The organism is Thalassoglobus polymorphus (assembly GCF_007744255.1).
Taxonomy (GTDB): domain Bacteria; phylum Planctomycetota; class Planctomycetia; order Planctomycetales; family Planctomycetaceae; genus Thalassoglobus; species Thalassoglobus polymorphus.
Window position 1 is genome coordinate 1,969,829 of the sequence record NZ_CP036267.1, and the last position, 25,201, is coordinate 1,995,029.

16 protein-coding genes and 1 tRNA gene are annotated in these 25,201 nt (G+C 50.7%); 12 read left to right on the plus strand and 5 right to left on the minus strand.

The window, feature by feature from the left end:
- Window positions 1–667: 667 nt before the first annotated feature.
- A tRNA-Leu gene (locus Mal48_RS07215) sits at window positions 668–753 on the minus strand.
- Window positions 754–1,170: 417 nt separating this feature from the next.
- Here Mal48_RS07215 and Mal48_RS07220 point away from each other — a divergent pair.
- The 4 genes from Mal48_RS07220 (at window position 1,171) to folD (ending at window position 5,465) form a co-directional block, all read left to right on the plus strand.
- A complete protein-coding gene (locus tag Mal48_RS07220) occupies window positions 1,171–2,655 on the plus strand; it encodes an outer membrane protein assembly factor BamB family protein (protein ID WP_145197500.1) in 1,485 nt (494 codons plus the stop codon).
- Window positions 2,656–2,734: 79 nt separating this feature from the next.
- Window positions 2,735–3,529, plus strand: coding sequence for an SDR family NAD(P)-dependent oxidoreductase (locus tag Mal48_RS07225; protein WP_145197502.1), 795 nt, complete (start codon window positions 2,735–2,737; stop codon window positions 3,527–3,529).
- Between the two features lie 2 nt (window positions 3,530–3,531).
- Window positions 3,532–4,443, plus strand: coding sequence for a succinylglutamate desuccinylase/aspartoacylase family protein (locus tag Mal48_RS07230; RefSeq protein ID WP_145197504.1), 912 nt, complete (start codon window positions 3,532–3,534; stop codon window positions 4,441–4,443).
- A 158-nt stretch (window positions 4,444–4,601) separates the two neighbouring features.
- On the plus strand, window positions 4,602–5,465 hold the full coding sequence (gene folD, locus Mal48_RS07235) for a bifunctional methylenetetrahydrofolate dehydrogenase/methenyltetrahydrofolate cyclohydrolase FolD (RefSeq protein WP_145197506.1): 864 nt from the start codon (window positions 4,602–4,604) through the stop codon (window positions 5,463–5,465).
- On the opposite strand, the gene Mal48_RS07240 is transcribed toward folD, so the two are convergent.
- The gene (locus tag Mal48_RS07240; RefSeq protein WP_145197508.1) at window positions 5,377–6,660 is read right to left on the minus strand and encodes a hypothetical protein; all 1,284 of its coding nucleotides are present in this window, start codon (window positions 6,658–6,660) and stop codon (window positions 5,377–5,379) included. The two genes, folD and Mal48_RS07240, sit on opposite strands and share 89 nt — an antisense overlap.
- A complete protein-coding gene (locus tag Mal48_RS07245; protein ID WP_145197510.1) occupies window positions 6,657–7,151 on the minus strand; it encodes a hypothetical protein in 495 nt (164 codons plus the stop codon). Before Mal48_RS07245 ends, Mal48_RS07240 begins: the two co-directional genes overlap by 4 nt.
- 404 nt (window positions 7,152–7,555) lie before the next feature.
- Here Mal48_RS07245 and Mal48_RS07250 point away from each other — a divergent pair, with 404 nt between their 5' ends.
- Complete coding sequence (locus Mal48_RS07250; RefSeq protein WP_145197512.1) at window positions 7,556–8,185, plus strand: OmpH family outer membrane protein; 630 nt, start codon at window positions 7,556–7,558, stop codon at window positions 8,183–8,185.
- 317 nt (window positions 8,186–8,502) lie between these two features.
- Here the strand turns inward: Mal48_RS07250 and Mal48_RS07255 are convergent, their stop codons facing one another.
- Window positions 8,503–8,925 carry a hypothetical protein gene (locus tag Mal48_RS07255; protein ID WP_145197514.1) on the minus strand — a complete coding sequence of 141 codons (423 nt, stop codon included), beginning with the start codon at window positions 8,923–8,925 and terminating at the stop codon, window positions 8,503–8,505.
- A gap of 926 nt (window positions 8,926–9,851) precedes the next feature.
- Between Mal48_RS07255 and Mal48_RS07260 the strand changes: the two genes are divergently transcribed.
- The 7 genes from Mal48_RS07260 to Mal48_RS07290 all read left to right on the plus strand — a co-directional run bounded on the left by Mal48_RS07260 (window position 9,852) and on the right by Mal48_RS07290 (window position 24,123).
- On the plus strand, window positions 9,852–11,117 hold the full coding sequence (locus Mal48_RS07260) for a 3-keto-disaccharide hydrolase (protein WP_391601807.1): 1,266 nt from the start codon (window positions 9,852–9,854) through the stop codon (window positions 11,115–11,117).
- A 340-nt stretch (window positions 11,118–11,457) separates the two neighbouring features.
- Window positions 11,458–13,503, plus strand: coding sequence for an alpha/beta hydrolase domain-containing protein (locus tag Mal48_RS07265; protein WP_145197518.1), 2,046 nt, complete (start codon window positions 11,458–11,460; stop codon window positions 13,501–13,503).
- A 230-nt stretch (window positions 13,504–13,733) separates the two neighbouring features.
- On the plus strand, window positions 13,734–15,116 hold the full coding sequence (locus Mal48_RS07270) for a Gfo/Idh/MocA family protein (RefSeq protein WP_145197520.1): 1,383 nt from the start codon (window positions 13,734–13,736) through the stop codon (window positions 15,114–15,116).
- 78 nt (window positions 15,117–15,194) lie between these two features.
- The gene (locus tag Mal48_RS07275; protein WP_145197521.1) at window positions 15,195–17,333 is read left to right on the plus strand and encodes an acetylxylan esterase; all 2,139 of its coding nucleotides are present in this window, start codon (window positions 15,195–15,197) and stop codon (window positions 17,331–17,333) included.
- A 579-nt stretch (window positions 17,334–17,912) separates the two neighbouring features.
- Window positions 17,913–18,884, plus strand: a complete 972-nt coding sequence (locus Mal48_RS07280; protein ID WP_145197523.1) for a DUF1559 domain-containing protein — start codon at window positions 17,913–17,915, stop codon at window positions 18,882–18,884.
- Between the two features lie 297 nt (window positions 18,885–19,181).
- Entirely contained in the window at window positions 19,182–19,631 is a 450-nt protein-coding gene (locus Mal48_RS07285) for a carboxypeptidase-like regulatory domain-containing protein (RefSeq protein WP_145197525.1), read from the plus strand.
- Between the two features lie 172 nt (window positions 19,632–19,803).
- The gene (locus Mal48_RS07290) at window positions 19,804–24,123 is read left to right on the plus strand and encodes an outer membrane protein assembly factor BamB family protein (protein ID WP_145197527.1); all 4,320 of its coding nucleotides are present in this window, start codon (window positions 19,804–19,806) and stop codon (window positions 24,121–24,123) included.
- A 156-nt stretch (window positions 24,124–24,279) separates the two neighbouring features.
- Here the strand turns inward: Mal48_RS07290 and Mal48_RS07295 are convergent, their stop codons facing one another.
- The gene (locus Mal48_RS07295) at window positions 24,280–25,200 is read right to left on the minus strand and encodes a leucine-rich repeat domain-containing protein (RefSeq protein ID WP_145197529.1); all 921 of its coding nucleotides are present in this window, start codon (window positions 25,198–25,200) and stop codon (window positions 24,280–24,282) included.
- Window position 25,201: the final 1 nt, after the last annotated feature.

The window sequence follows — 25,201 nt, forward strand, 5'->3', positions numbered from 1 at the left end:
TACGCGAACCGTTCACGTTTCGTCTTCATAGATCGAGAAATGGCCCGTCGAGTGCTGGATTGCCTGCCGTCGAATGAATGGAGGCTGATCTTCGCTCTCAGCCGATTCGGAGGCCTTCGGTGCCCTTCTGAGATCAAGGCTCTCACGTGGGATCATGTTCTGTGGGATCAGGACCGGTTGGTCGTTCCGAGCCCTAAGACGGAGCATCACGAAGGGAAGGGAGAACGTATCATTCCGATCTTTCCAGAAATTCGGCAATACCTTGAGGCGGCCTACAAAGGCAATCAGGCCGGTCCGATCATCCAGACAGAACGTTCTCATTCAAACCTCGGCGTGAAGCTTACAAAGATTCTCAAGAGAAACGGAATTGAGCCTTGGCCGAAACTTTTTCAGAATCTTCGCTCTACAAGGGAAACTGAGTTGGCTGAAGAGTACCCGATTCAGGTTGTCTGCTCTTGGATCGGCAATTCTCCAAAGGTGGCGATGCGGCACTATCTTCAAGTGACCGACCATCATTTTGAGAGAGCAACCAAGAGTGACCAAATTAGTGACCAGAAGGTGACCACAAGTGGGTGCATGGAGATGCAAGCAGCTTCAAAGGGTAAAGAGAATACCGCAAGAATACTGCGGAAAGATGAAAAACAAGCCAAAAGGCCCAATCGTAGAATAGCCGAGGGGGGACTCGAACCCCCACGGAGGTTCCCCTCCTCGGGATTTTAAGTCCCGTGCGTCTGCCAATTCCGCCACTCGGCCAGTGTCGAAAATTTGAAGGTGAATCCTAACTGGTGATCGTGCCGTGTCAAACCAACAATACCAATACAAACAAAACTAGTGCATTTTCAATGCAATTGTGCCCGTGAAGATTGTTTTCACAACTATAGAGGTTGCACCCCACGAGGCAGGACGCGACGACTCGCTTTTGTTTTGTGTGCGAGCATTTTCAACGCAATTGTGCCCGCGAAGATTGCTTTTACAACTTGCGAGGTTTCTCTCCATGCGGCGGGATGCGAAGGCCGGGATTTGGTTGGGTTTGGGGTTTCTTCGCTGCTTTTAGCTTGAAGAATGGAGGTTTCATACCAAGGAGTTCGTCTATACGATTTCATTTTTTCTGACGAGATGTCATGATGCTTTCACTGAAATTCCCGGGACAGGTGTGAGAGGAAAGACTCTATGAAACGTGCTTTACTACTTTGTGTCGTGACAACACAATTTGTGATGTTTCAAGTTCACTCTGTGACTGCTGAAGACTGGCCGCAATTTCGAGGACCGAATTGTACCGGGGTTTCTAAGTCGGATGCTTCTTTACCGGTCAAGTTTTCAGCGACAGAAAAAGTGGCTTGGTCTGTTAAGCTGGGAGACGGAATTGGCTGTCCGGTCATCGCGGATGGTCGCGTTGTGACTTCTGGAATGGTGGATGAAAAAACAATTGGGCTGTTCGCTTACGATGCGAAGACCGGCGAGAAATTATGGGAACGGGCTTGGCCAATTGGAGATGTTGAAGAGATCCATCTGACAAATTCACATGCTGCGACGACTCCCGCTATCGATAGTGAGCGAGTCTACTTCTACTTCAGTACGTTGGGCATGGTGGCTGTTGATGCGAAAACTGGCGAGGATGTTTGGCATCAGGAATTGCCGGTCCCGTATTTTGTGTTCAAGTGGGGGGCGGGAATGTCCCCGGTTCTCTACAAGGATCTGCTGCTGTTCTGCCAGGATGATGATCTGCACCCGATGTTTTATGCCTTCGACAAGCGGACAGGTGAATTGAAATGGGAAGATGATCGCAGCGACATGGCTGTCAATTATTCTCACCCAGTCATTTGTGAAACTGACATGGGGGATGAAATTGTCGTCGGTGGAACTGGGCTGTTGGTCGGGTATCGTCCGGAGGATGGGAAGCGTCTTTGGACAGCGAAAACTCTTCTGCGAAACATCAAAACAACGCCGGTTTCCAAAGATGGGATCATCTATATTTCAGTCCAGAGTGGTGGAATTGCGAACCAATGGTTGGCCTCTGTCGACCGCTGGGAGACCGGCAACAGCGATGGGAAGATCTCGAAGGAAGAAATTCAGGCGTTTGTTGGAGAGCGACCCGTTCCGGAAAGTTTTTATGAGAAGACCTTCGATAAGGGAGATCTCAACAAGGATGGTTTCCTGGAAGGGCGAGAGCTTGATGTGGCGTTTTTGAAGAGCGAAAACTTTGCCGGAGCCCGATTTGATTCTGCGAATCCAGCTCAGGAATTCATTCTCGCTGTCAAAGGGGGCGGGCGTGGTGATGTGACAGAGTCTCACGTGCTGTGGAAGCATCCGACGAAGCATACAGATCACATTGTCTCACCGATGGTCGTTGATGATCGGATGTTGTTGATTAAAGGGGGAGGCATTGCGACTTGCTTTGAAATGGATAAAGGGGAGCTCGTCTTCGGCCCGAAACGGATCAACAATGGTGGCGATTATTTTGCTTCACCGGTTTATGGTGATGGGAAAATTTATGTCGCGGGCGATAATGGGAAGATCGTCGTGATTCGGAATGCCGATGAACTCGATGTCCTCGCAGTCAATGAGATGGGGGAATCAATCCTTGGTTCGCCAGCAATTTCTGATGGAGCACTCTTCGTGCGAACTCGGACATCGCTCATGCGAATCCAGAACTGACTGGGTGCAGTTCTTCGGGGAATCAACGTGAACTGCTCATCGCAAATGGTAACAGTTTCAAGAACGGAGTTCTTAGAGGATGAAGCTCGCTGGAAAAATTGCACTTGTGACAGGTGCCGGGCGTGGAATTGGCAAAGGGTGTGCGATTGAATTGGCGAAGGCGGGGGCTGATCTCGTCTTAAACGAACGTCCTGGGAGTCCGGATGTTGAAATCACGGCTGAGGAGATTCGCTCGCTGGGGCGGAAGTGTGAGGTCGTTGAAGCGAATGTCTTCTCCCGTGAAGGTTGTGAGGAACTGGTTGCCACAGCGATAGCAAAGGTCTCGCGGATCGATATTCTGATCAGCAACCCGGCTTTTAGTCGGCGCGGTTCCTTTCTTGAATACTCACCAGAACTGTTTGAGCAAACAATTCTGGGAACGTTGACCAGTGGGTATCACATGAGTCAGCTTGTTTCCCGTGAAATGGTGAAGCAGGGAGACGGTGGCAAGATCGTCTTTATATCGAGTGTGCATGGAGAGATGCCTATTTCCGGTTCGTTCGCCTACGGAGCTGCCAAGGCTGGGCTGAATCACATGATGCGTTCGATTGCAGTGGAACTTTCCGAGTACGGTATCAATGTGAATGCGATTGAGCCGGGGTGGATCGACACACCCGGCGAACATGTCGCCTTCAGTGAAGAAACGATTGAAGCAGAAGGACGAAAACTTCCATTTCGACGGCTTGGGCGATCAGACGAAATTGGTAAGGCTGCAACGTTTCTCTCTTCACCTGATGCAGATTATGTCACTGGAACGGTTCTGCCTGTTGATGGCTTGTTTCGCTTTCGTCATTGCCTGCCCGAGAAAACGCCTCAGCCGAAAGATGTTCAGTAACGATGGGAATGTTTCAGCGGCTGGAGTTTCAAGGTCAATCAGACGGGCCACACTTGTTGATTACAGCAGGTGTTCATGGTGACGAATTTGAGCCGATGGCGGCTGTTCGTCAGCTTGCCAAATTTCTCGCACAAGAGTCGAGCCTGTTCCGAGGACGAGTCACATTGGTCCCTTGTGTGAATGAAGAGGCATTTCTGCTCGGAGCACGTTGTGCTTCGGACGGTTTAGACCTCGCTCGAACTTGTCCCGGCAACGCGCAAGGTTCGGTCACTGAGCAACTCGCAGCTGGGATCAGTGAGTTGATCTCAGCTGCGGATTATTACATCGATTTGCATACTGGTGGGACTGAACTTTCGATTTATCCACTGGCGGGTTATGTACTCCATTCCGACAAATCTGTGTTAGAGAAACAGCGCGAAATGGCACAGGCATTCAACTTGAATGTGAGTTGGGGGACCTCCCCTGAATTGCAAGGGCGGACACTCTCTGTGGCTCGCGATGCGAATGTGCCTGCGATTTATGCTGAATACTTCGGTGCGGCAACCTGTTCGAAGGAGGGAACAGATGCCTATGTTGATGGCTGTCTGAACGTGATGGGGGCTCTCAATATGATTGAACGAACATCACCTCCGAGTCGTATCGAGTATGTGGTTGAGGATACGCGTCCAGATTCGGGGCATCTACAAATTTGCAATCCATCTCCGGTCGATGGGTATTTTGAGACAGCTGTCGGACTCGGCGAGAAAGTCTCGAAAGGCGATCTTCTCGGAACTGTTTTCTGTTTAAAGGATCACAATCCGTATCCCATCAAAAGTGACCAAAATGGCATCGTGTTGACGCTCCGCACTTTCCCACGCGTTCTTGCCGGTCAGTCCGTCGCGGTGATTCTTGAATCAGGCGAGAAGGTTTCGTAGTGCGCTTCCAAAAAAATGTGCTCTGGTGTTCACGTGAGGTCGGAGTGAGTGCTTTCGCACTCTGAAAACGCTCTGCCCTTGTGAATCAAGACCGTTGATCATGACTCTCCCGGTCGATACTCTTCACTCGCACTGCACTTAGAATTTGGAAACTCATAATGTCTGCACAAATCATTGATGGAAAAGGAGTCGCTGCGAGGTTGCGCAAGGATCTCGGAGAAGAGGTCAGTCAATTTCGCGAAGCGACGGGCGTTGTTCCACACTTGGCTGCGATCTTGGTTGGCGAGGACCCTGCGAGTGCGGTTTATGTGCGAAACAAGCAAAGAGCGTGTGAAAAAGCGGGGATCAAAAGCACGCTGCATCGGCTGGATGCGGCAACAACACAGGTTGATTTGCTCGAACTGATCAGTGGTCTCAATGGCGATGATTCCGTCCATGGAATTCTCTGTCAGCTTCCCCTGCCCTCGCAGATTGATGAGACGACCGTTTTGGATTCGGTCACACCTATCAAAGATGTGGATTGTTTTCATCCGGAAAATGTCGGACTTATGGTGCAGGGGCGTCCCCGTTATTTGCCTTGTACGCCAGCGGGATGTCAGCGATTAATTGCTGAAGCGGGAGTGGAAACTTCAGGCGCTCATGCGGTGATTGTGGGGCGCAGCGAAATCGTTGGCAAGCCGATGGGGATGATGCTCGTTCAAAAAGGGGACGTCGCCAACGCAACTGTGACTTACGCACATTCCCGAACAAAGAATCTGGCGGAGATCACTCGACAGGCGGATATTCTCGTAGCTGCCATCGGCAAACCAAATTTCATTCGAGGTGAAATGGTGAAGCCGGGAGCCTGTGTGATCGATGTTGGCATCAATCGCGTCGATGAAAAGCTCGTCGGTGATGTCGATTTTGATTCCGTAGTCGGAATTGCCGGTTCGATTACTCCAGTTCCTGGGGGCGTGGGGCCGATGACGATCGCCATGTTGCTCCAGAATACTCTGACCGCTGCCAAGCTTCAGGCTGAATAATCGGTTTGTTAGCTGAGTGATCTTTCGCCCACTCAGGGATTCCATCATCATCTGGGAGAGGCTGAAGAGGGCGTCTCTTGCCAAGAGGGTTTCTGTCGGAACCATCTTCTGTGATTGGTTCAGGAACCCCAAGTTGAACCGGTGCTGTTGGAGCAAGTGAGGCCTTCCCGCTGGGTAAAGACCTTGCTGTAGGGGCGCTGTGACGAAGCTGTCGAATGTTCGATGCGGGGTCATCCGAGAGACTGGATTGATTGACATATTCTCCAGCTGCTTGTCGGCTGAGTTTTCCAATGTCGACCACTCTTGCTCCGTCAATGTTTGGCATCTCCCACAAAGAGTTTGCAGTTGCGAAGCTGGGTGGATTGACAGAGGGGTGCCCGAGCGAAATTTTCATTTCGGTTTTTGCTTCAGGCCAACTGATTCGAACAGATGTTGGAAGTGATGTGCCGTTGGGCATGTCGGTATATTTTTTTAACGTCGCAGAAGCGATAATGTCTCCAGCACCAGATCGGAGGAAGTGTTCCTGCACACGTCCAGTAAAAGTGTTGACCCGGATGACTCGCTCGACTTGATGCCCCGTTGGAGATGTTCGCACACTGACGAGGTCCAGTACCGGTTCATCGATCTGTGGGCGTTCAAGGGTGTATTCGTCAGCTTCAATCGGAATGACGCCGAAGACTTCGACGAGCCATTCCGGCTGGATTTGAATCGGCATTTCCAGGTGCTGAAGAGCGAGTGACGCATCTTCGTGATTGCACACAATCATCTCGGGCTGCTCTTTTGTCCACAGCCAGAAGCGGTCTCGGTTCGAGCCTAAGTCAACTTCCTGTCCACCGGTGATTGGATGCGAAACAACGATTCTTAAATTTCGAGGAGCTTCTACCGCCATTGAAGCAGGCAGCGGGAATGGGATTCCGGTCACCTGAATTTTTGCATCGCTTGTTCTCCATCCGGCGATCCCGGGAGAATTTTCGGTTCCCAGAATGTTCCGGTTTAGATGCTCGACCAGTTGCTCTTTGCTGATGTCTGATTCCAGAACTTGCTTATGGGTGAATTTCAGTTTGTTTGACGGGCAGCCACAGCTGAGCAGCATTAATCCAATGAAAAAGCACGAATTCAAGGAAATTAGCGAAGCCTGTCGGGCTGGCTGATCTCTCTTGAGTGGTTTTGATTTGTGCCGTAATGAGTTCGTCATGCTGCGTTCCATTCCGTGGTCAGCTGCTGATTGAGAAGAATCTGCAACTCGGAAATTTCATCCTTGGGCAACTGTTGGTCTCGAACTTCGAAAGGCCCTTCTCCTCGAGAACCCGATAGTTGCAGGTATTCAACATTGTCTCGTTCTTCAGCTCCGTCCAATTTCAGACGTCGTCGCTGCAACAGGTAGAGTGCGAGAACGTAACAGATCTTTTCCTGATGAGGGTTTGAATTCTCCACGATTTGCTCGAAATAATTCATGAGCGTTTCAGGGTCGGTTGTTTCTGCCCGTTTCTCTTCAGGAATTGGAACCTGTGCTCTCCAACATCCGATTCCTCCTTCTGGCATGCCCTGCCATCCTTCTTCGCTGTAGTCCAGCCGTTCAAAAATTCCATTCTTTTCAACAAGGACTGAATAACATTGACTCCCCGGAACTAAGGGTTGTCCTGTTCCAGCGCAGGTTTTATTGATGGGTTTGAACCGGTAATCCATAGCAGAAAATATTCTCAGTCGATGTTGGAGGGCGCGGGATCGTACGAAGAAAACCGAGAATGGCTCAATACCGATTTGCGAGGCGGATTCGATAACGGGGCTCCTCGCGAACTGGCCTGCATCAATTTTTGAACAATGATGGGCTCAGAGAGAGAATTGCAAGCCGGGAATGAACGCGTTTTGATAGTCATTTCCCCGATCGCTTCGAAGCTATGAAATTTCTGGAAACTGGTCTTTACTCGTTTCTGGAAATTCGCGTAGCCTGACGTTCTCTCTAAATCTGAGTGGATCGATTGTTCGGTTCAAGACCTAGATTGAAATTGACAATTGCGACTCAACAATGGAATTGATTGAGTCGACAACCAACACCCCCCCCCCAAGATATTCTGTGGAAGGAGTCCCGGATGAACCGTTCTTCTATGTTGACGGCATGTGCTCTTGTTGCTGCCTTTGGTATTGGGCTGACATGGTCGTACTTCACCAATCAACAATCAGGCGGCGTTGCAATCGTCGACTTGGATGAGGTGGCACGTCGTATCGGTCGCGATAAGGAAATGGTCGATTCGATCCAAACACAAGCGGGAGCGTTGAACAAAACTCTTGTCGCTGCTCAGCAGTCAGCTGTGAATCAGTTGAACAAAGCGAAGTCTACTGCGAACGAAGATGAGCAGATCACTAACGAAGAAGCCCAACAATTTGTGCGGATGCAACGTAACGCACAAGTTCAGCTGACTCAGTTACAACAAAAAGCACGCTTGAACCTGAACCAGCACCGCCAGGGGCTTGTCAGTCAGTTCCGCAAAGATGCTCAGCCGATCGCAGCCAAGGTTGCTAAAGAACGCGGATTCGACAGCGTTGTGACTCGCAACGATACTGTCGTTTTCTCTTACGACAAAACTGTGGACATCACTGAAGATGTGATCAAGCAGATGAGTGCAGAAATGCCTGCCAAGCCAGCGAAAGCTTCAACAGCTAAGGCAGCACCAAAGCCAGCTGCGACTGCAAAAGCTCCAGAATCCACAACAACGAACTAATTCGTTAGAGCAAACTGCTCAGTGGTCGAAAAATAAAAACCTCTCAGGAATCCAACTGATTCCTGAGAGGTTTTTTGTGTTCAAGCGGACAGGCTCCTGAACACACATTCCTGAATTGGCGTTTAGGTTTTATCTGTTCGCAGCAGGAAGTGCTTTGAACTGAGCCTGAAACTTGTATTTGCTATCTTAAACATTGAGATGAGCGACTATTCCAGATGCATTCGGCCTAGAACTGATCCTGAAACCTGAACTTGTGCTCTCAAACACTGAGGAAAGTCATCATTTCATAAGTTTCCGGACTGGCTCTAGTTCTAATCTTATTCGTCCCAAATGTTGACGAATCTTCGTTCTTCGAAATCTATGATTCGTCCGGGCAAGAATTGTTCCGGAGTGTCGCTAAGAATTCTCACCCAGACCTGCTCGCCAAGGTATTCACCGGTCACTGAGAGATGCGGGCCGAGATCGTCTGTTTCATCGATGACTTGTGGCTGCCAGGTGACGGCGTCAAGGACGTCGAAATGCTTCATGACCTCGACAACATCCACGACAAATCGCGATTGAATGCGATGGCCATCATTCGGGCCACCAACAATTTCGGTGGGTGAGACGAAGATAGAGATTTCGTGGGATTCTTCACCGCAATAATAGTGACAGCCAATCGGTGAATCTTCTTCAAAGATCTGTACCGAAAGACACACTTTTTCGACAAGTAGAGAAGCCCAAGTTGGAGGTGGGGACATGTTTTTGAAACTCATTTTCTGGGAATTGCCCTCTGGCCAAGGTGGGCAAAAATTATCATCGTTGCATTAAGATCTCCGTATGTCATAGTGACAGTTTGCAACTGTGGCCCTGTCAAAGAATTGTTAAAGCATTTCACATTCCTTACTCACGATGTTTTTAAAAAACAACGTGGGGATTTCTTGGATTGTCGTAATCTGCTTGCAAGGAATGGTTTGTGTGGATTGGTTCAGGTTGAGTTCTGAGGATGCCCGAGCAATGCTTCAACAAAGTGTTCAAGGTTTTGAACAGGTTTGCCCTGTTAGTGTTTCATTGTTGAAACGGCAGGTTGTTCTGTTTTTGAAACGCTCATCAACACTCATCGAAGTGAGATATGAATAGGTATGGTTTGATATTCCTGTTCAATTCCTGCCCCGCAAAGCTCATGCTTTGACGCCAGACACAACTGTCTCTGAAGTTCCCCACTCTTGTTCTCGACTCGGCTCTTCTCCGGTTTTACTCTCTGCTTTTTGAAGTCTCTCTCTTTGTCATTTATGATCCGGGTCGTTTATGATCCCGTCCAGCCCGGCTTCGTTGCTGTGTGCAAAACGAACCGCAGATGAGCTTGAATAGTGACCTGTCAAATCGGAGTCGCCATCACGATCGTCCCCTTACCGAAAATTGGCAATGTCGAGGCGGAGGCGAAATAATTCCGCTTGGGCATGTTCGGACTGGACATGTCCCACGAGATTTCCTTCACTGGCTCCCAGAACTAACACAGGGAAAAACAGTTGTCGCGTGGTGATCAGAGATAACCCGCGACGAAACACTTCATACGGACAGTTGCTGGGGAATGAGCAGCCAGGAAACGAAAAGGCTGCGTTCTCAAGCTATTCCACTGATATTACTTCCAAGAGAGACAACGATGAGAAATTGTTTTGTAGCGGCGATGGTCATGGGATTTTTGGTGTCCTGCGGTCTGACCGCATCGGCCGCGGATGTCGAAGAGGGCTTCACTTCCCTGTTCAACGGTCGAGACCTGTCAGGATGGACCAAGCGTGGTGGCTCAGCGGAGTACGAAGTCTCGAATGGGGCGATCGTTGGGAAATGTGTACCGAATACGCCGGGCAACACATTTTTATGTACGGAGAAGGAATTCGGAAACTTTGTCCTGAAGTTGCAATACAAATTCATTGAGGCTGGCAATTCTGGCGTCCAGTTCCGCTCGGCGGCACGTCCAGCGGGTGATGGTGAGCGAGTTTACGGCTATCAGTATGAAATGCGTCCCGGTGGCGACGCGACAGGTCGCATTTACGATGAAGGTCGTCGCGGACACAAGCATGGTATCATTTGGCTGGATGCTCATACTCCACAGGATCGCCTCGATGCTGCTCAGGCAGGTTGTCGGGAAGGAGAATGGAATGATGTGGAAATTCAGTGCGTCGGGCCGTCTATCAAGACTTGGCTGAACGGCAACCTGGTTGTCGATATGTTCGACAGCTTCTCAATGAAGGGCTTTTTCGGACTACAGATTCACTCAGGCAAGTCCGGTTCCGTTGCCTGGAGAAACATCCGTGTCAAGGATCTGGGTGAAAGCCAGTGGGAGCCGTTCTTCGTTAAAAATGACGAGGGCAAATACCAACTTGCTGATGCCAAGTTTGTGCTTCCGGAAGAGTGGTCATTTACCGATGAGGGCGTTTTGCACGGTGTCCACTCGAAGAGCCAAGGTAAGGATGGGTTGGTCATCTCCAACAAGAATTACGACAACTTCATTACGCGCGTGACATATCGGATGCACGGGGGAAATAGCGCTTTGTATTTCCGCGCCGAGGAGACAGAAGCACCGTGGGTCTTGCGTGGATTCCAAAATGAAATCGCTAACAATGGCAAGGATTCCGCTCTCTGGCACACAGCTGGAATTGTAAACGGCAAGACGATTCCCGGTCGCGGTTGGGTCGTCACAAACGACGAGTTTATCGAAAAGGTCCGCAACAAGGACGACCAATGGAACACAACTTGTACTACTGCATATGGAGACCGTCTGGTCCAGACGCTCAACGGATTTTGCACGTCCGATATCATCGACGAAGCAAGTGAGAAAACTGGAAAGCTGGGATTGCAGATGCATGGTGGCACCGACTGCGAAATGTTCTTCAAAGACTTTGAAGTGATGCCCATCACCGACGAGATGAAGAAGCTCATTGATCGAAAGTGAATCGCGGAACTGTCTAGAACTGATCCTGAAACATGAAACTGCTCTCTCAAGCTTTGAGGAAAGCGACTGTTCCAGAGGTTTTCGGACTGTTTCTACATAAACCGACCGTCTCGAGCATTTTCAAGACTTGTTGTGCCCGTGACGGTCACTCTTTTGCCTTCGTACGACTGCTCGCGACGTGTCAGAACTCGAACGCCGGTTCGGAAAATGTGAGAGGTGTCGACTCACCTGACGATCTCGAATCGATCAGCAAGCGGATTTATTGTCGCAGCTCTGTACAATATATCTGGGCCGACTCAACTCTTTTTCAATCAGCCAGAACTCTTCTCATCAGGTTATTATGAAACAGTTTTTGTTCGTCAGCTTGTCTGCGATTCTGGTCTCGGTTTCGGTGGCTCAGGCTGAAGTGACTCGTGTCGAAATTGCGGAACGCAAATCATTTGCAGAGGGGCATCAGTTTGGTCAAACGGGAGCCTATGAACTGGTCTCTGGTCGCCTCTATTTTGATGTCGACCCGCTTGCCGATGCCAACTCACGCGTTTGTGATATCGATCTGGCTCCTCGAAATCCAGCAGGACGGGTTGAGTTTTGGGCCGACTTTTTCCTGCTCAAGCCGGTCGATTCCTCTAAGGGAAATGGTTGCCTGCTCTATGATGTTCACAACCGGGGCAGCAAGCTGGCGCTATGGACTTTCAACGACGCCGAGATAACGAGTTCACCATCTACGATGGCGCACGCAGGCAATGGATTCCTGATGCGTGAAGGGTATTCGGTGTTATGGACAGGTTGGAATGGTGATGTGGTCGATGACGGGACTGGCCGACTTCTGGCAGGTTTACCGATCGCGAAGAACTCGGATGGGACTTCGATAACAGGTTTGAACTATGTCGAAATTCTCGTCGATGAACCAAAGGAAAGTCAGGAGTTTTATTTCAGCCCATGGGGAACATCGGCTGGTTATCCAACTGTGGATTTACACGATTCAACCGCAAAGTTGACGCGGCGAGCGAGTCGCTCTGCGGAGGCGAGTCTTGTTCCTCGCGACGAATGGGCGTTTGCCGAGGTTGAGGGTGGAAAAGTCGTTCCGCATTCAACGAGTTTGTACGTCAAAGAAGGCTTGAAACCCGGCTGGATTTACGAGTTAGTGTACACCGCGAGAGACCCGCGAGTTTCCGGGTTAGGGCTTGCGGGGCTTCGTGATGCTATTTCGTTCTTTCGCTACAATCCACGCACTGCCGAAGCGGCAACGGATAATCCACTCTCCGGGATGTGTGATCGGGCCATTATCTTTGGCATCTCTCAATCCGGTCGCCTGATACACCACTTTATGTATGAAGGACTGAACAACGACGTCAAAGGTCGTACGGTCTTTGATGGGGCTGTCATTCATGTCGCTGGAGCCGGCAAAGGATTGTTTAACTCTCGCTTTGGGATGGCGACTGTGTACGGCACTCAGTTACGAAATAATTTATTGCCCGCAGATTTCTTTCCTTTTACTCCCACATTACAGGCAGACAGACTGACCAATGCGAAAGGCGACACACTGGCAAGACTGAGAAGTCAGGGAGAATTGCCGAAAATCTTCTTTGTTCAAACCTCCACAGAGTACTGGTCTCGGGCCGGATCGTTGCTGCACACCGATGTGGAGGGTGTACGTGACCTCGATCTGGAAGAGAATGCACGCATCTATTTGATCGCCGGTGCTCAGCACCTTGGAGCCACCTCGACGGATCGCACAATCTGTCGCTATATGCGGAACCCGCTAAAGCATCGCGGCCCGGTACTCCGGGCTTTGCTGAAATCGATGGATGATTGGGTTGCACGCGAGGCAGAACCTCCGGCCAGCGAATATCCGAGAATTGATGATGGGACGCTGGTTAGCGTTCAGGAATTTCAAAGTCAGTTTCCAACGATCCCGGGTGTGGAGACTCCGGCTGTCTGCTATCAACCACTCAGATTGAATCTGGGGCCGCGATGGCAGACCGAAGGGATTGCTGACATCGTTCCACCGATTGTGGGTAAGCCTTATCAGACATTGGTCCCCGCAGTCGATGAGGACGGTAATGAGCTTGCCGGAATTCGATTACCCGATGTTGCAGTTCCCACAGCAACTTACATGGGATGGAATCTGCGAGATGAAGCCTATGGAGCAGCAGGTTCTCTGGCAGACCTGCATGGTGGCTATCTTCCTTTTTCAGCAACTCGTCAGGTCGGTGATTCTCGCGTCCCCCTCAACGAACGGTACCGCACTCATGAGGAGTATCTTGCAAAATACTCAACAGCTGTGGTCAGTCTGTGGCAGCAACGTTTCTTACTCGCAGTAGACGCCATGTCGATGCTCAGCGAAGCCCGTAAACGCAATTCGGGGAAAGCCCCGGAAGAGTAAATTCTCGTCGTCGCTATCGCCCCCCGCCCCGCCCTGCCCTACCCGATCATATGCGCACGTCCATTGAATGCGTGACCAAGTCAGCTTACGATTGCCGCACACAAGAGCTTATAGAAAATCATGTACGCGTCTGCCTGGGGGACGAGTCGGTTTTCATATGAAAACTACTCTCCACGGGCGCAAGAATTACGAAGATATTCTGACCGATCTCTGAAATGGAGTCCCATGTGATGTCGAATCGCTTAAACGAGAAGAGTAAACAGATCAGGGACAACCGGCTCACGCGAAGGCAATTCGTGGCGACCGCTGGAGCAGCGATTGCCGCACCGACAATTGTGCCGAGTTCTGTATTCGGCGCGAATGCTCCGAGCAACCGAATCAATGTCGCTTTGATTGGGTGTGGGAATCAGAGTCGGGCAGATTTGCCAAGCATGTTACGACAGCCTGATGCGCAGGTTGTGGCAGTCTGCGACGTAAATAAAGGGAGTCACGGCTATGCTCGCCCGGAGCATTTCCTGGGACGTGAACCGGCGCAGAAGAGAGTTAATGATTACTACGCTGGAAAGACGCGTTCTGGAACATACAACGGCTGCGATGCCTATAGCGACTTCCGCGATGTCCTCGCTCGTGATGACGTGGACGCGGTCATGATTGTGCTGCCCGATCACTGGCACGCGTTAGCGACTATCAAAGCGTGCGAAGCGGGGAAGGATGTCTACTGCCAGAAGCCGATGTCGCTGACCATTCACGATGGACAGCAGATGATTAAAGCGGTCCGTAAACATAATCGCATTCTGCAAACGGGCAGCCAATACCGCTCGAATGCAGTCGTTCGCCGCATGTGTGAGTTAGTTCGAAATGGTCGGATTGGTGAGGTCAAGCGAGCAGTTTCCATTATCAATGGGAGTGGTGCCGGGCCGGGACCGGGCTGGAAGGAAATGCCCGTCCCAGATGGGTTCGACTACGACATGTGGCTGGGACCAGCTCCAGAGGCGCCGTACCACATTGACCGCTGCTTCTACCGGTTCCGATTTCATCTTGACTACTCAGGTGGCCAAGTGACGAACACCGGCGCGCACTCGACTGATATTGTTCAATGGGCTCTGGGCAAGGATGACACCGGACCAGTCGAGTTTGAAGATCAGGAAGGAATCGTCTGGCCGCCAGAGGGACATCTCTACACGACCGCGATGAAGTCTCACTTCCGGGCTCGCTATGCCGACGGGACTGAGTTTGTCTGCCGTACGCAGAAACCAGGTTTCGGAGCCCGCATTGAAGGAACAGAAGGCTGGGTTCAATTTAGTGTCAACAATATGAAAGAGGTCGAAGCCTCTTCGGATGCGATCAAGAACTCCGTCATCGGTCCTGATGAGATCCATCTTCCAGTCAGCAGGAATCACTACCAGAATTTCCTTCAGTCTGTGAAGACCCGTAAAGATCCGATCGAACCGGTCGAGGCTGGGCATCGCACTGCCAGTATTTGTCACCTCGGTAATATTGCAATGCGGCTGAAAAGAAAACTGAAATGGGACCCCGATCAAGAAGTCTTCCTTAATGACGACGAAGCGAATCAAATGTTGCAGCGTCCCTATCGCGAGCCGTGGAAGATCTAAAGGTTGAAGTCCGTCTATAAAATCGGACGAGTGGCAACGGTTTCGGGAAACTGCATCATTGAACAGGAATATCAAAACATGAAACGCTTCATCGCTCTCGCCGTTCTGCTGTGCGTCGCTGTGACGACTTTTGCTGAAGATGTCCGCCATCAGCCGCTCAAAGATTTGAACGGCTATTTCCCCTTCAATCCTCCGTCATCGATTGACCAGTGGGAACAGCGCAAGGAGTACGTGCGCCGACAGATTCTGGTCGCGGCTGGTCTCTGGCCGATGCCGACCAAGACACCTCTCAATCCGGTGCTTCATGGCAAGATCGAGGGCGATGGGTACACGGTCGAAAAAGTCTATTTCGAGAGCGCACCCGGTTTCTTTGTCACGGGCAATCTGTACCGTCCGACAAATCCTCAAGGCAAGGTACCGGGAGTTATGCTCGCTCACGGTCACCGCAAGGATGCACGTTTGCATCTGACACCTGAAAAGACGTTGCGCAACCAAATCGCCGACGGTGCAGAACGGTTTGAACGGGCCGGTCGGAGCACCTACCAGTCGCAGTGTCGCCAACTGGCCAAGATGGGCTGTGTGGTTTGGCAGTGGGACATGCTCGGTGATTCGGATTCCATTCAGCTCTCGCGTGAGCTTGTCCACGGTTTCGCAAAACAGCGGGCTGAGATGAACACAACAAAAGACTGGGGACTGTTTAGTCCACAGGCCGAGTCGCACTGTCAGAATGTTCTGGGGCTGCAAACTCTCAACGCCATTCGCGGGTTAGACTTTCTGCTGAGCCTTCCGGAGGTCGATCCGCAGCGTGTCGCCGTCACCGGTGCCAGCGGCGGTGGGACTCAAACAATGCTTCTGGCAGCGATCGATGACCGCATCAAACTCTCTTTTCCTGTTGTCATGGTCAGTACCGCGATGCAGGGGGGATGCACTTGTGAGAACGCGAGTCTGTTGCGTGTGAATACGGGCAATGTCGAGTTCGCCGCGTTGGCTGCACCGAAGCCGCAAGGCATGAACACCGCGAACGACTGGACCAAGGAGATGGCGACCAAGGGCTTTCCTGAATTGCAGCAACTCTATGCGACATACGGCAAGAAGAACAACGTCCTGCTGAAACGTGGTGAGCACTTCCCGCACAACTACAACGCGGTCACTCGTTCCGCTTTCTACACATTCCTGAACAAGCATTTCAAACTCGGTTCTCAAGCCCCCGTGATCGAGACTGATTTCGATCCACTTCCACCTGAGCAACTCACAGTCTGGGACGAAAAGCATCCTGCACCGAAAGCGGCTGATCCCGATTTTGAACGCAACTTGCTGGCATGGTTCACTGAAGACGCCGATAAACAAATCCGGGCCGCGGCAGCCTCACCTGAAGGTTTACGGGATGTGATTCTCCCAGCCGCTGAAGTCCTTATCGGTCGCACTTACGCAAATGCAGGCGATGTGCAATGGGCGCTCAAACAGGAGCAGGAACAGGGCGGCTATGTGAAACATACTGGCACGTTGCTGAACAAAACATACGGCGAGGAAGTGAACGTCGTTTGGCTGTGCCCGAAGCAATGGAATGGCCGTGTTGTCATTTGGCTTGATGATTCTGGACAGGCGGCAGTTTGCGATGAGGACGGCAGCGTGAACCTCTCAGCAATGAAGCTAATTCAGTCAGGCACTGCTGTCTTGGGCGCCGACCTGTTCAACGAAAATGACGAAACGCTGAAGCAGACTCGTGTCGTTGCGAATCCTCGAGAATTCGCAGGCTACACGTTTGGCTACAATCACGCCTTGTTTGCAAAGCGAGCCCATGATGTGTTGAGTATCGTCAGTTTCCTGCGGCACGCGGATTCTGGTCCCTGTCCGAGTTCAGACCTGAAAAACGTTGCGATTGCGGGATGGAACGGCACTGGTCCTGTCGTTGCCGCAGCTAGCGGACTTGCAGGCGATGCGATTGATCGCACAGCGATCGACACTCAAGGATTTCGCTTTGGAGAAATCCTTGACTATCGACATCCAATGTTTTTGCCCGGTGGAGCGAAGTATCTCGATCTGCCCGGTCTGATTGCACTACAGGCTCCACGTCCGCTGTGGCTGGCCGGCGAATCCGAAACGCCTGCCGCGATCACCTCCGCGTATCAAGCCACTTCTCGAACCGCTGATGTGGTAACGTTCACTGGTGAGGCCGCGCAACAACAATCTGCGGCCAGCGAGTGGCTACTGAAGTAGGCCTTCACAAAATATTCTCTTTTGTTTTGCAGGCTGGTGAACGAACGAGTCTCCTTGGATTTGCGGCAGCGGGAACTGGATTTAGCTGTGCGCAACCGGGGGGCTCGGAATCACTTTATTCACTGCACGAATTGCACTCTTTACAGACACAAGAAGCAAGAAGGTGTTCTACATTGTTCGAATTGCTGTTCGCGTTCTGCCTTGTGGCGAACAGCAGATTTATAAACGAAACGTTTTTTCATGGGCAACATGATAGAGCAAGCATGCTCTCTGCCGCCCAACCCGCGTGACGAGTCCATTCTGGTGACTGCTTTGCACAGCTCTTTTGCGAAAAGACAAGGGCTGGAATTTCCTGCATAGACGCATGTAGATATAAGTTTCCGTGGTTGTGTTTCCCGTGAGTAGGAATTACGATTCCTTTCGAAGGAAAGCAGCTCGAGTTTACAGGCACGAAGAGTTCGAAAAGCTGGATTGATTATTTAACCCATCGTTTGCCAGCAGTTCGAAATTTCTAACCTGAATGACCTTCTCGGTATTCGCTTTGAATGTACGGGTCTAACTTTAGAGGGAAGAAACACGATGACACGGCGACGAAACGGTTTCACACTAATCGAGTTATTGGTCGTGATTGCGATCATTGCAATTCTGGTTGCATTATTGCTTCCGGCGGTGCAACAGGCGCGAGAGGCTGCTCGACGTTCGACATGCAAGAACAAGTTGAAGCAGATTGGTTTGGCTCTTCACAACTACCACGACGTCTCAAACCAATTCCCACCCAGCGCGATTGGACTGGGGTGGTGCAATGTTTCAGGGTCCTATCCAGGTACCGACATGATTCAGAACAAGAATGGTCTGGCATTGCTGCTCCCGCATCTGGATCAAGCTCCGCTCTACAATCTGATCGATCAGTCGGCAGCACATAGCGCACAAGCGACCGGGTACTGTTGTGGATATGCAGGAAATACGGCAGGGGCTCTTGCTGTGGACCCAGCTGATAATGCTATCCACATGTCGAGATCGCTGGATGTTTTTCTTTGCCCTTCAGACGATGCAAAGACACACGTTACGGGAACCGCTTACGGTGTGACCGGTTCTTCGGGGGGAGCCCTGACGAACTACGACTTCAGTGCCGAAGCGACGCTGACTTGTAACTATTGGTCGAAGCAAGGCAAGTCGACAAGAAAAATGTTTGGAGAGAACAGCAGGTCCAAGTTCCGTGATGTGAGAGATGGAACTTCCAACACCATCATGATTTGCGAGTCCACACGAGAGGTCGCAAACGGCGAAGCCAATCCGTGGGGGTATCGAGGGTGGGTCCAAACTGGAGGTGATGTCGATGTCGGAATTAACGTCTGGGATGTTCCCACTGGCTCTACGATTCCAACAGTTGGAAATCTCAATAGTTGGGGACAAGTCGGGAGTCTGCATACCGGAGGAGCCCAGTTCACTTTGGCAGACGGTTCTGTTCGATTCATCTCAGAAAACATTGATCTTGCTACTCTGAGAAATCTCGGAAACATGGCTGACGGCAACACCGTCGGCGAGTTTTAATGCAGACTTGCCCGAGAAGCTCTTGATCCGAGATTGTAGGTCAAGTCTCTAAGCGTCGAACCTGAATCACTGCGATTCATCGCAGTGATTCAGGTCTTTGGGGCTCCCTCGACTGGACACCGCAGTTGTTCCGGTTTTGCAGAGAGCAGAGCTTTCAATTCTATTTGCGATTCATCTTCACTCATTAGAACCAGTCCGAAAACCTCTGGGATAGCCGCTTTTCTTAACGTTTGAGAGAGCAATTTTAAGTCTCAAGATCAGTTCTAGTTCATTTTCAAAGACAGCAAAGCGATAAACATGCTTGGAAATTTTCCATCTCGAGAATTACTGGTATCAAGTTGCCTGTTCCTGTTAGTCGGGTGCGGTGGAAGTCCCGATACTGGACCGGAACTCGTTGATGCAGGGGGCACAGTGAAGCTTTCAGGTGAGCCTCTTGCCCATGCGGATCTCTATTTCATGCCGGCCGCCGGAACATCGGGGATCGGGGGGACTGCGAGGTCAGACGAATCTGGCAATTTCACGGTGAACTACGGTCGTGGGGGAACTGGACTTCCTGCAGGAAACTATGTCGTGACAGTGAGTCAACGACTCATGCCTGATGGAACACCGGTTGCCGTGGACGATGACAGGGATCCCATTGAATCCCCCGCAAAGGAACAGTTACCTGAAAAGTACAGCAACGCAGAAAAGTCAAAAGTTCAGGCTGTCGTCCAGCCTGGGCAGGCGATTCAAATCGACCTTGAATAGTCGACTCGATCTATTGATTCAGAATACGATTTTCAAGAGTGGCGAGGTGGACCGGTCGCAAGCACAGGCACAAGTTTCTTTCTTTTGCGTGTTTCGATAGCATCTTTGAATAATGAACGCGATCAGCCTTGTGGGTGATTCTGCTTTCTCGCAAATTTGTTGAAGTTGTTCCATGCTTATCAGTACCTATCAGCGTAGATCCGTCCTCCTCGCATTTCTACTTTCGTTGACTACAACGATTCAGGCGAATGACTGGCCGCAATGGCGTTTCGGTCCTGGGCATTCCGCATCATCGCCGGATTCATTGCCAGACCAATTGTCGCTGCAATGGACTCGCACCGATCTTCCAAGGAGGCAAGCCTGGGATGATCCACTGAATAATGATGTCATGCAGTACGATCGGATCTTTGAGCCGGTCGTCAAAGATGGTCGTATGTTCGTGCCGTACAACGATTCCGACAAAATCGTTGCAATCGATGTCGAGAGCGGTGATGAACTCTGGACGTTTTACACATCAGGTCCGATCCGCTTTGCACCAGTTGCCTGGCGAGATGTCGTCTTTTTCACAAGCGACGATGGTCATCTGTATTGTGTCTCTGCGATTAATGGTAGTGAAAAATGGAAATTCCGAGGTGGTCCATCCGAGCGGAAAGTGATTGGGAATAGAAGAGTGATCTCCGCCTGGCCAGCGAGAGGCGGGCCTGTGGTCCACGAAGATTCAGTTTACTTCGCTGCCAGTATCTGGCCGTTTATGGGAACTTTCATCTATTCATTGGACGCCGAGTCTGGGGCCGTACGCTGGGTCAACGACAGCACCGCTGCTCACTACATCAAACAACCGCATAGCGCGCCAGCTTTTGCTGGCGTGGCGCCCCAGGGAACAATGAGCGTCGTCGAAGAGACTCTTCTCGTTCCGGGAGGTCGGAGCGTTCCCGCTGCGCTTGATCGAAGGACTGGTGCGTTCAAGTACTTTGATCTGAATGCAGGTGGCAAAGGAAACGGTGGATCGTTTGTCATCGGTCGCGATGATGAATTCTATGTGCATACACGGGAAAGAGGCGTACGGTCCTACGATTTGAAGACAGGAAAGAAGACCGCGTTTCGAGTCACAGAACCTGTTCTCTCGTCAGACTTCGTCTATACAGCTGATGGTACGAGCAAGGTAAAAGCCTTCGATGAGGCAAAAAAAGTTGTGTGGGAGTTGTCAGGCGTTGATGCTTCGGGAGATTTGATTCAATCAGGTGATCGACTTTACGCTGCCGGAGGCGGCAAACTTACAGCCATCCAGTTGAACAACGAGAACCGTGAGCCGGAAGTTGTCTGGACACAACCGATTGATGAACAAGTCGTAAGGCTTTTGGCTGCGAGTCAGCGTCTCTTCGCTGTGAATCTGAATGGTCAGATCATGTGCTTCGGAGAGGATGCAGGAGACGTCAAAAAAACGGAGAGAGCCGTCAAGCCATTGCCTTCAAATGAATCTTCAGACTTGACGAAGCGGTTGATAAAGCAATCCACGATGAACAGCGGGGTTGTTCTCTGGTACGGTCTGGAGAATGAGCAACTCTTGCAATCGGTCTTGCAAGAATCGGAATACCAGATTGTCCTTGTCCTCGAAGATCAACAACAGGTCGAACGCCTCAGAAGAGAGTTCGATGCTGCTGGCGTTTACGGAGAGCGCATCGCTGTGCATCACGGGACGATCGATTCGTTTCAGGCTCCACCTTACATTGCACCACTCGTCGTAATTGACGGGAACCAGGTGGAGGTTGTTAAGACGGACCAGGATCTCCTTCGCCAGGCGTATGAGTCAGTGAGACCATACGGCGGTTGCCTGGTGGCCATTCATCCATCGTTGGGACAGACTCTCGCTGACGCATGCGAAGCGGCGAAACTCGAAAATGTCTCCGTGGAGGAATCTTCCCCCTTCATGGTTGCTCGCCGGGTTGGAGCGTTGACAGGGGCAGCGGACTGGACGCATCAATACGGAGACATCGCCAATACAGTCAAGTCGAATGACTCACGGGTCAAGCTTCCCTTGGGGTTGCTCTGGTTTGGTGGGAATTCAAACATGGACGTGTTGCCGCGACATAGTCACGCTCCACCGGAGCAAGTTGTGAGTGGGCGGCTTTACATCCAAGGTATGAACTCGCTCAGTTGTCGTGACGTCTACACCGGCAGAGTGATATGGAAACGTGAATTTGAAGACTTGGGAACCTTCGACGTTTACTATGACTCAACATACAAAGACACACCGCTCGATACAGCTTACAACCAGGTTCATATTCCTGGGGCAAATGGACGGGGAACGAACTACGTCGCCACCGAAGAGGCGATCTATCTTGCAATCGGTGACTCTTGCCATGTACTCGATGTGGAAACTGGCGAAATGCTTTCTGAAATCACGCTTCCTCCAGCGAGAGATGGTCAGCAACATGAGTGGGGATTCATCGGGGTCTACGAAGATGTTTTATTCGGTGGAATTGGATTCGCAAACTATGGTGAACGACTGAGCCTTTCCTTCGAGGAGAGCGATAGTAAGTTGTCAAGAAATTCAAAAGGATTTGGTTCCAAAAGTCTGGATCGCTCTGCAAGCCAGGGACTTGTTGCCTTCAATCGCCACACCGGCGAACAGTTATGGAAAATCGAGGCGCGACACAGTTTCCTGCACAATGCGATCGTTGCAGGTGATGGCAAAGTCTTTTGTCTCGATAAGCTGCAAAAGCCAATCGAGGATAAACTGCGTCGCCGTGGGCGAACTCCTCCCGAGACCTATCGAATTATCGCAACCGATGTTCGCACCGGAAAAGAACTCTGGGAAGTGACTGAAAACATTTTTGGAACATGGCTCGGATATTCCGAGAAACATCAACTCCTGTTGCAAGCCGGGGCAAAAGCGAGTGATCGTCTGAAGTCGGAAGTGGGCCAGGGAATGGCGGTCTACCACGGAGAGGATGGTCAATTGAAGTGGTATGTTGCTGACCGAGCCTACGCCGGACCTTGTATTTTGCACAATGAAACGATTCTTACGAACGCCAATTCGTACCAACCTTCATCGGGGACGTTTAGCTTGCTGACTGGTGAACCTGAATTCATCGTCAATCCCATTACGCAGAAAGAGCAGGTTTGGCAAATCTGTCGTTCTTACGGATGCAACACGGTCATCGCGAGCGAAAATCTGCTGACCTTTCGCTCTGGTGCTGCTGGATACTACGACATGCAAACCATGAGTGGGACCGGGAACTTAGGTGGTTTCAAATCTGGTTGCACTTCCAATCTCGTCGTCGCCAATGGCGTGTTGAACGCTCCGGATTATACCCGGACGTGCAGTTGCAGCTACCAAAATCAAACATCAGTAGCGCTCATTCATATGCCTGATATGGATATGTGGACGGTGAACCATACTGCGAAGTTCAGCAAGCCGGGCGATAGCATTGAACGAATTGGCATTAATTTTGGTTCTCCCGGCGATCGCACCGATTCCAATGGGACGCTTTGGCTGGATTACCCTGTCGTTGGTGGTGAGTCAGCGAATATCGATGTTCAGGTGACTGGTGACGTCGAATACTATCACAATAATACACTCAAGTTTGATGGCCCTGCGACTCCATGGGTCGGCGCTTCAGGAGTTCTCAACGCCGAAACAATTACGATTCCGTTGTCGATCAAAACCGATTCGGATGGACTCTCTTTTGCTGTCTCGAAGGCGAGTGACGATGCGGAAGAGGACCCCAGGGGAGATGTCAACCTCACAAGTAGCGATTTGGAACTCACTCTTGATAAGGAAACTCAGATCGTCGGTATTCGATTCGAAAACGTCTCCTTACCTCAATCCGTTTCCATCGACAACGCATACATTCAGTTCACTTCTGACGAAACGAATAATGAAGAGACCAAACTGACGATTGGGATTGAAAATGTTGGCAACGCCAAGACATTTTTGGATCAGTCGAAGAATATCAGTCGACGTCAACTTCTCGAGAGTCAAGTTTCCTGGCAACCTGCACCATGGGATAAAGTCAATAGAGCACTCGAAGAACAACGAACTCCGAACTTGGCTTCGATCTTAAGACAAGTGATTGCTCGACCAGACTGGAAGCAGGGAAATGCAGTCGCATTTGTCATTTCCGGTTCTGGAAAACGTGTCGCCAAGTCGTTTAGTGGCAACGGGAAAATGGCGGCTCGTCTTGTTGTGGAAACGAGTGATCCGCTGATGGCACAGGACTCGCATCCCACTCATCCCCATACCGTTCGACTTTACTTTGCTGAACCGGCAGAAACAGAAGTTGGTGAGCGTCTGTTCGGGGTTGAACTTAATGGGAAACTTGTCGAAGAACAATTCGACATCGTTGCAACTGCTGGTCAGAAGCGATCGACTATTGTCCGTGAATATCGAGATGTCCCCATCGGACAAGCTTTGAAGATTCGCTTGCCGAATCATGTCGGGCAAGCAGTTTTGAGTGGAGTCGAAATCATTCGCCAGACCGCAGAATAACCTCTCCCTGCCACATTATCAGTGACATTGACATTCGAGCAGGCAACTCCATTCGATTGTTATTGCGGGAAACCACGGTTTCCCGCTGCTTGAAGATGTCATCGGTGGAATTGGTTCGGAAATCCGAAAACCAAACAGCCAATAACCCGATTTGAATTAAATCTCAATCTGGCATTGAGGACGAGGAGCCTGCAGCTCTTTCACACCAGCTGGGGTGACACCGGTTTTTGTCAGGCACAACGAAGTGATATTTTTTAAGCTTTTCAGTTTCGGCAAACCGCTGTCTGTGATATCGCAACTTCGAAGGCTGAGCGTTTCGAGCTGTTTCATCAGCTTTATGGACGCCAGTCCGCTGTCGGTGACTTGCGTCTCATCAAGTTCGAGCCAATTCAGCTGAGTCATTTTCTCAATGTACTTCAAGCCTTCGTCTGTGACTTGCGTGTTTCTTAGCCAAAGCCGCTGAATTTTTGTCAGGCCTTTCAGGTGTTTCAGCCCCGCGTCCGAAATTTTATTGTCACGTAAAAGCAACGTTTTGAGTTTTTTAAGCTTCTTGAGGTGGACCAATCCATCATCGTTGATTTGAGTTGCCGTCAAACCGAGAGCCGTAAGTTGAGTGAGTCCGGCGAGATGTTTGAGACCTGCCTGTGAAGTTCCGGTTCTCGCCAGATAAAGCTCTTCCAGCCCGCTCAGCTTAGCGAGTGTCGCCAGTCCAGAGTTTGTCACTTTAGATTTTGAGAGGATCAGAATCTGTAATTTTGGCATCGATTTCAGATGCTTGATTCCGGCATCGCCAACCATCGTGCCTGATAGACTTAAGTAACGCAGCTGTTTGAGTTTATGTACGTCCTTCAGGCCAGCATCCGTGACCTGTGTGCTGCTCAGGTTCAGCTCTGTGAGGTGTTTTAAAGTGACAACGTGCGCCATCGTTGCATCCGAAAACTTCGTTCCGGAAAAACTGAGTCGCACAATTCGGTCGTAGTCGTCCCTTTCGATCGAGGCCCCAGCTTCTTTTAAAGCGATTCGGGCACTTTCGTCCCTATCACATTCCTCCATCTCTAAACTCGAATCAACACTCATG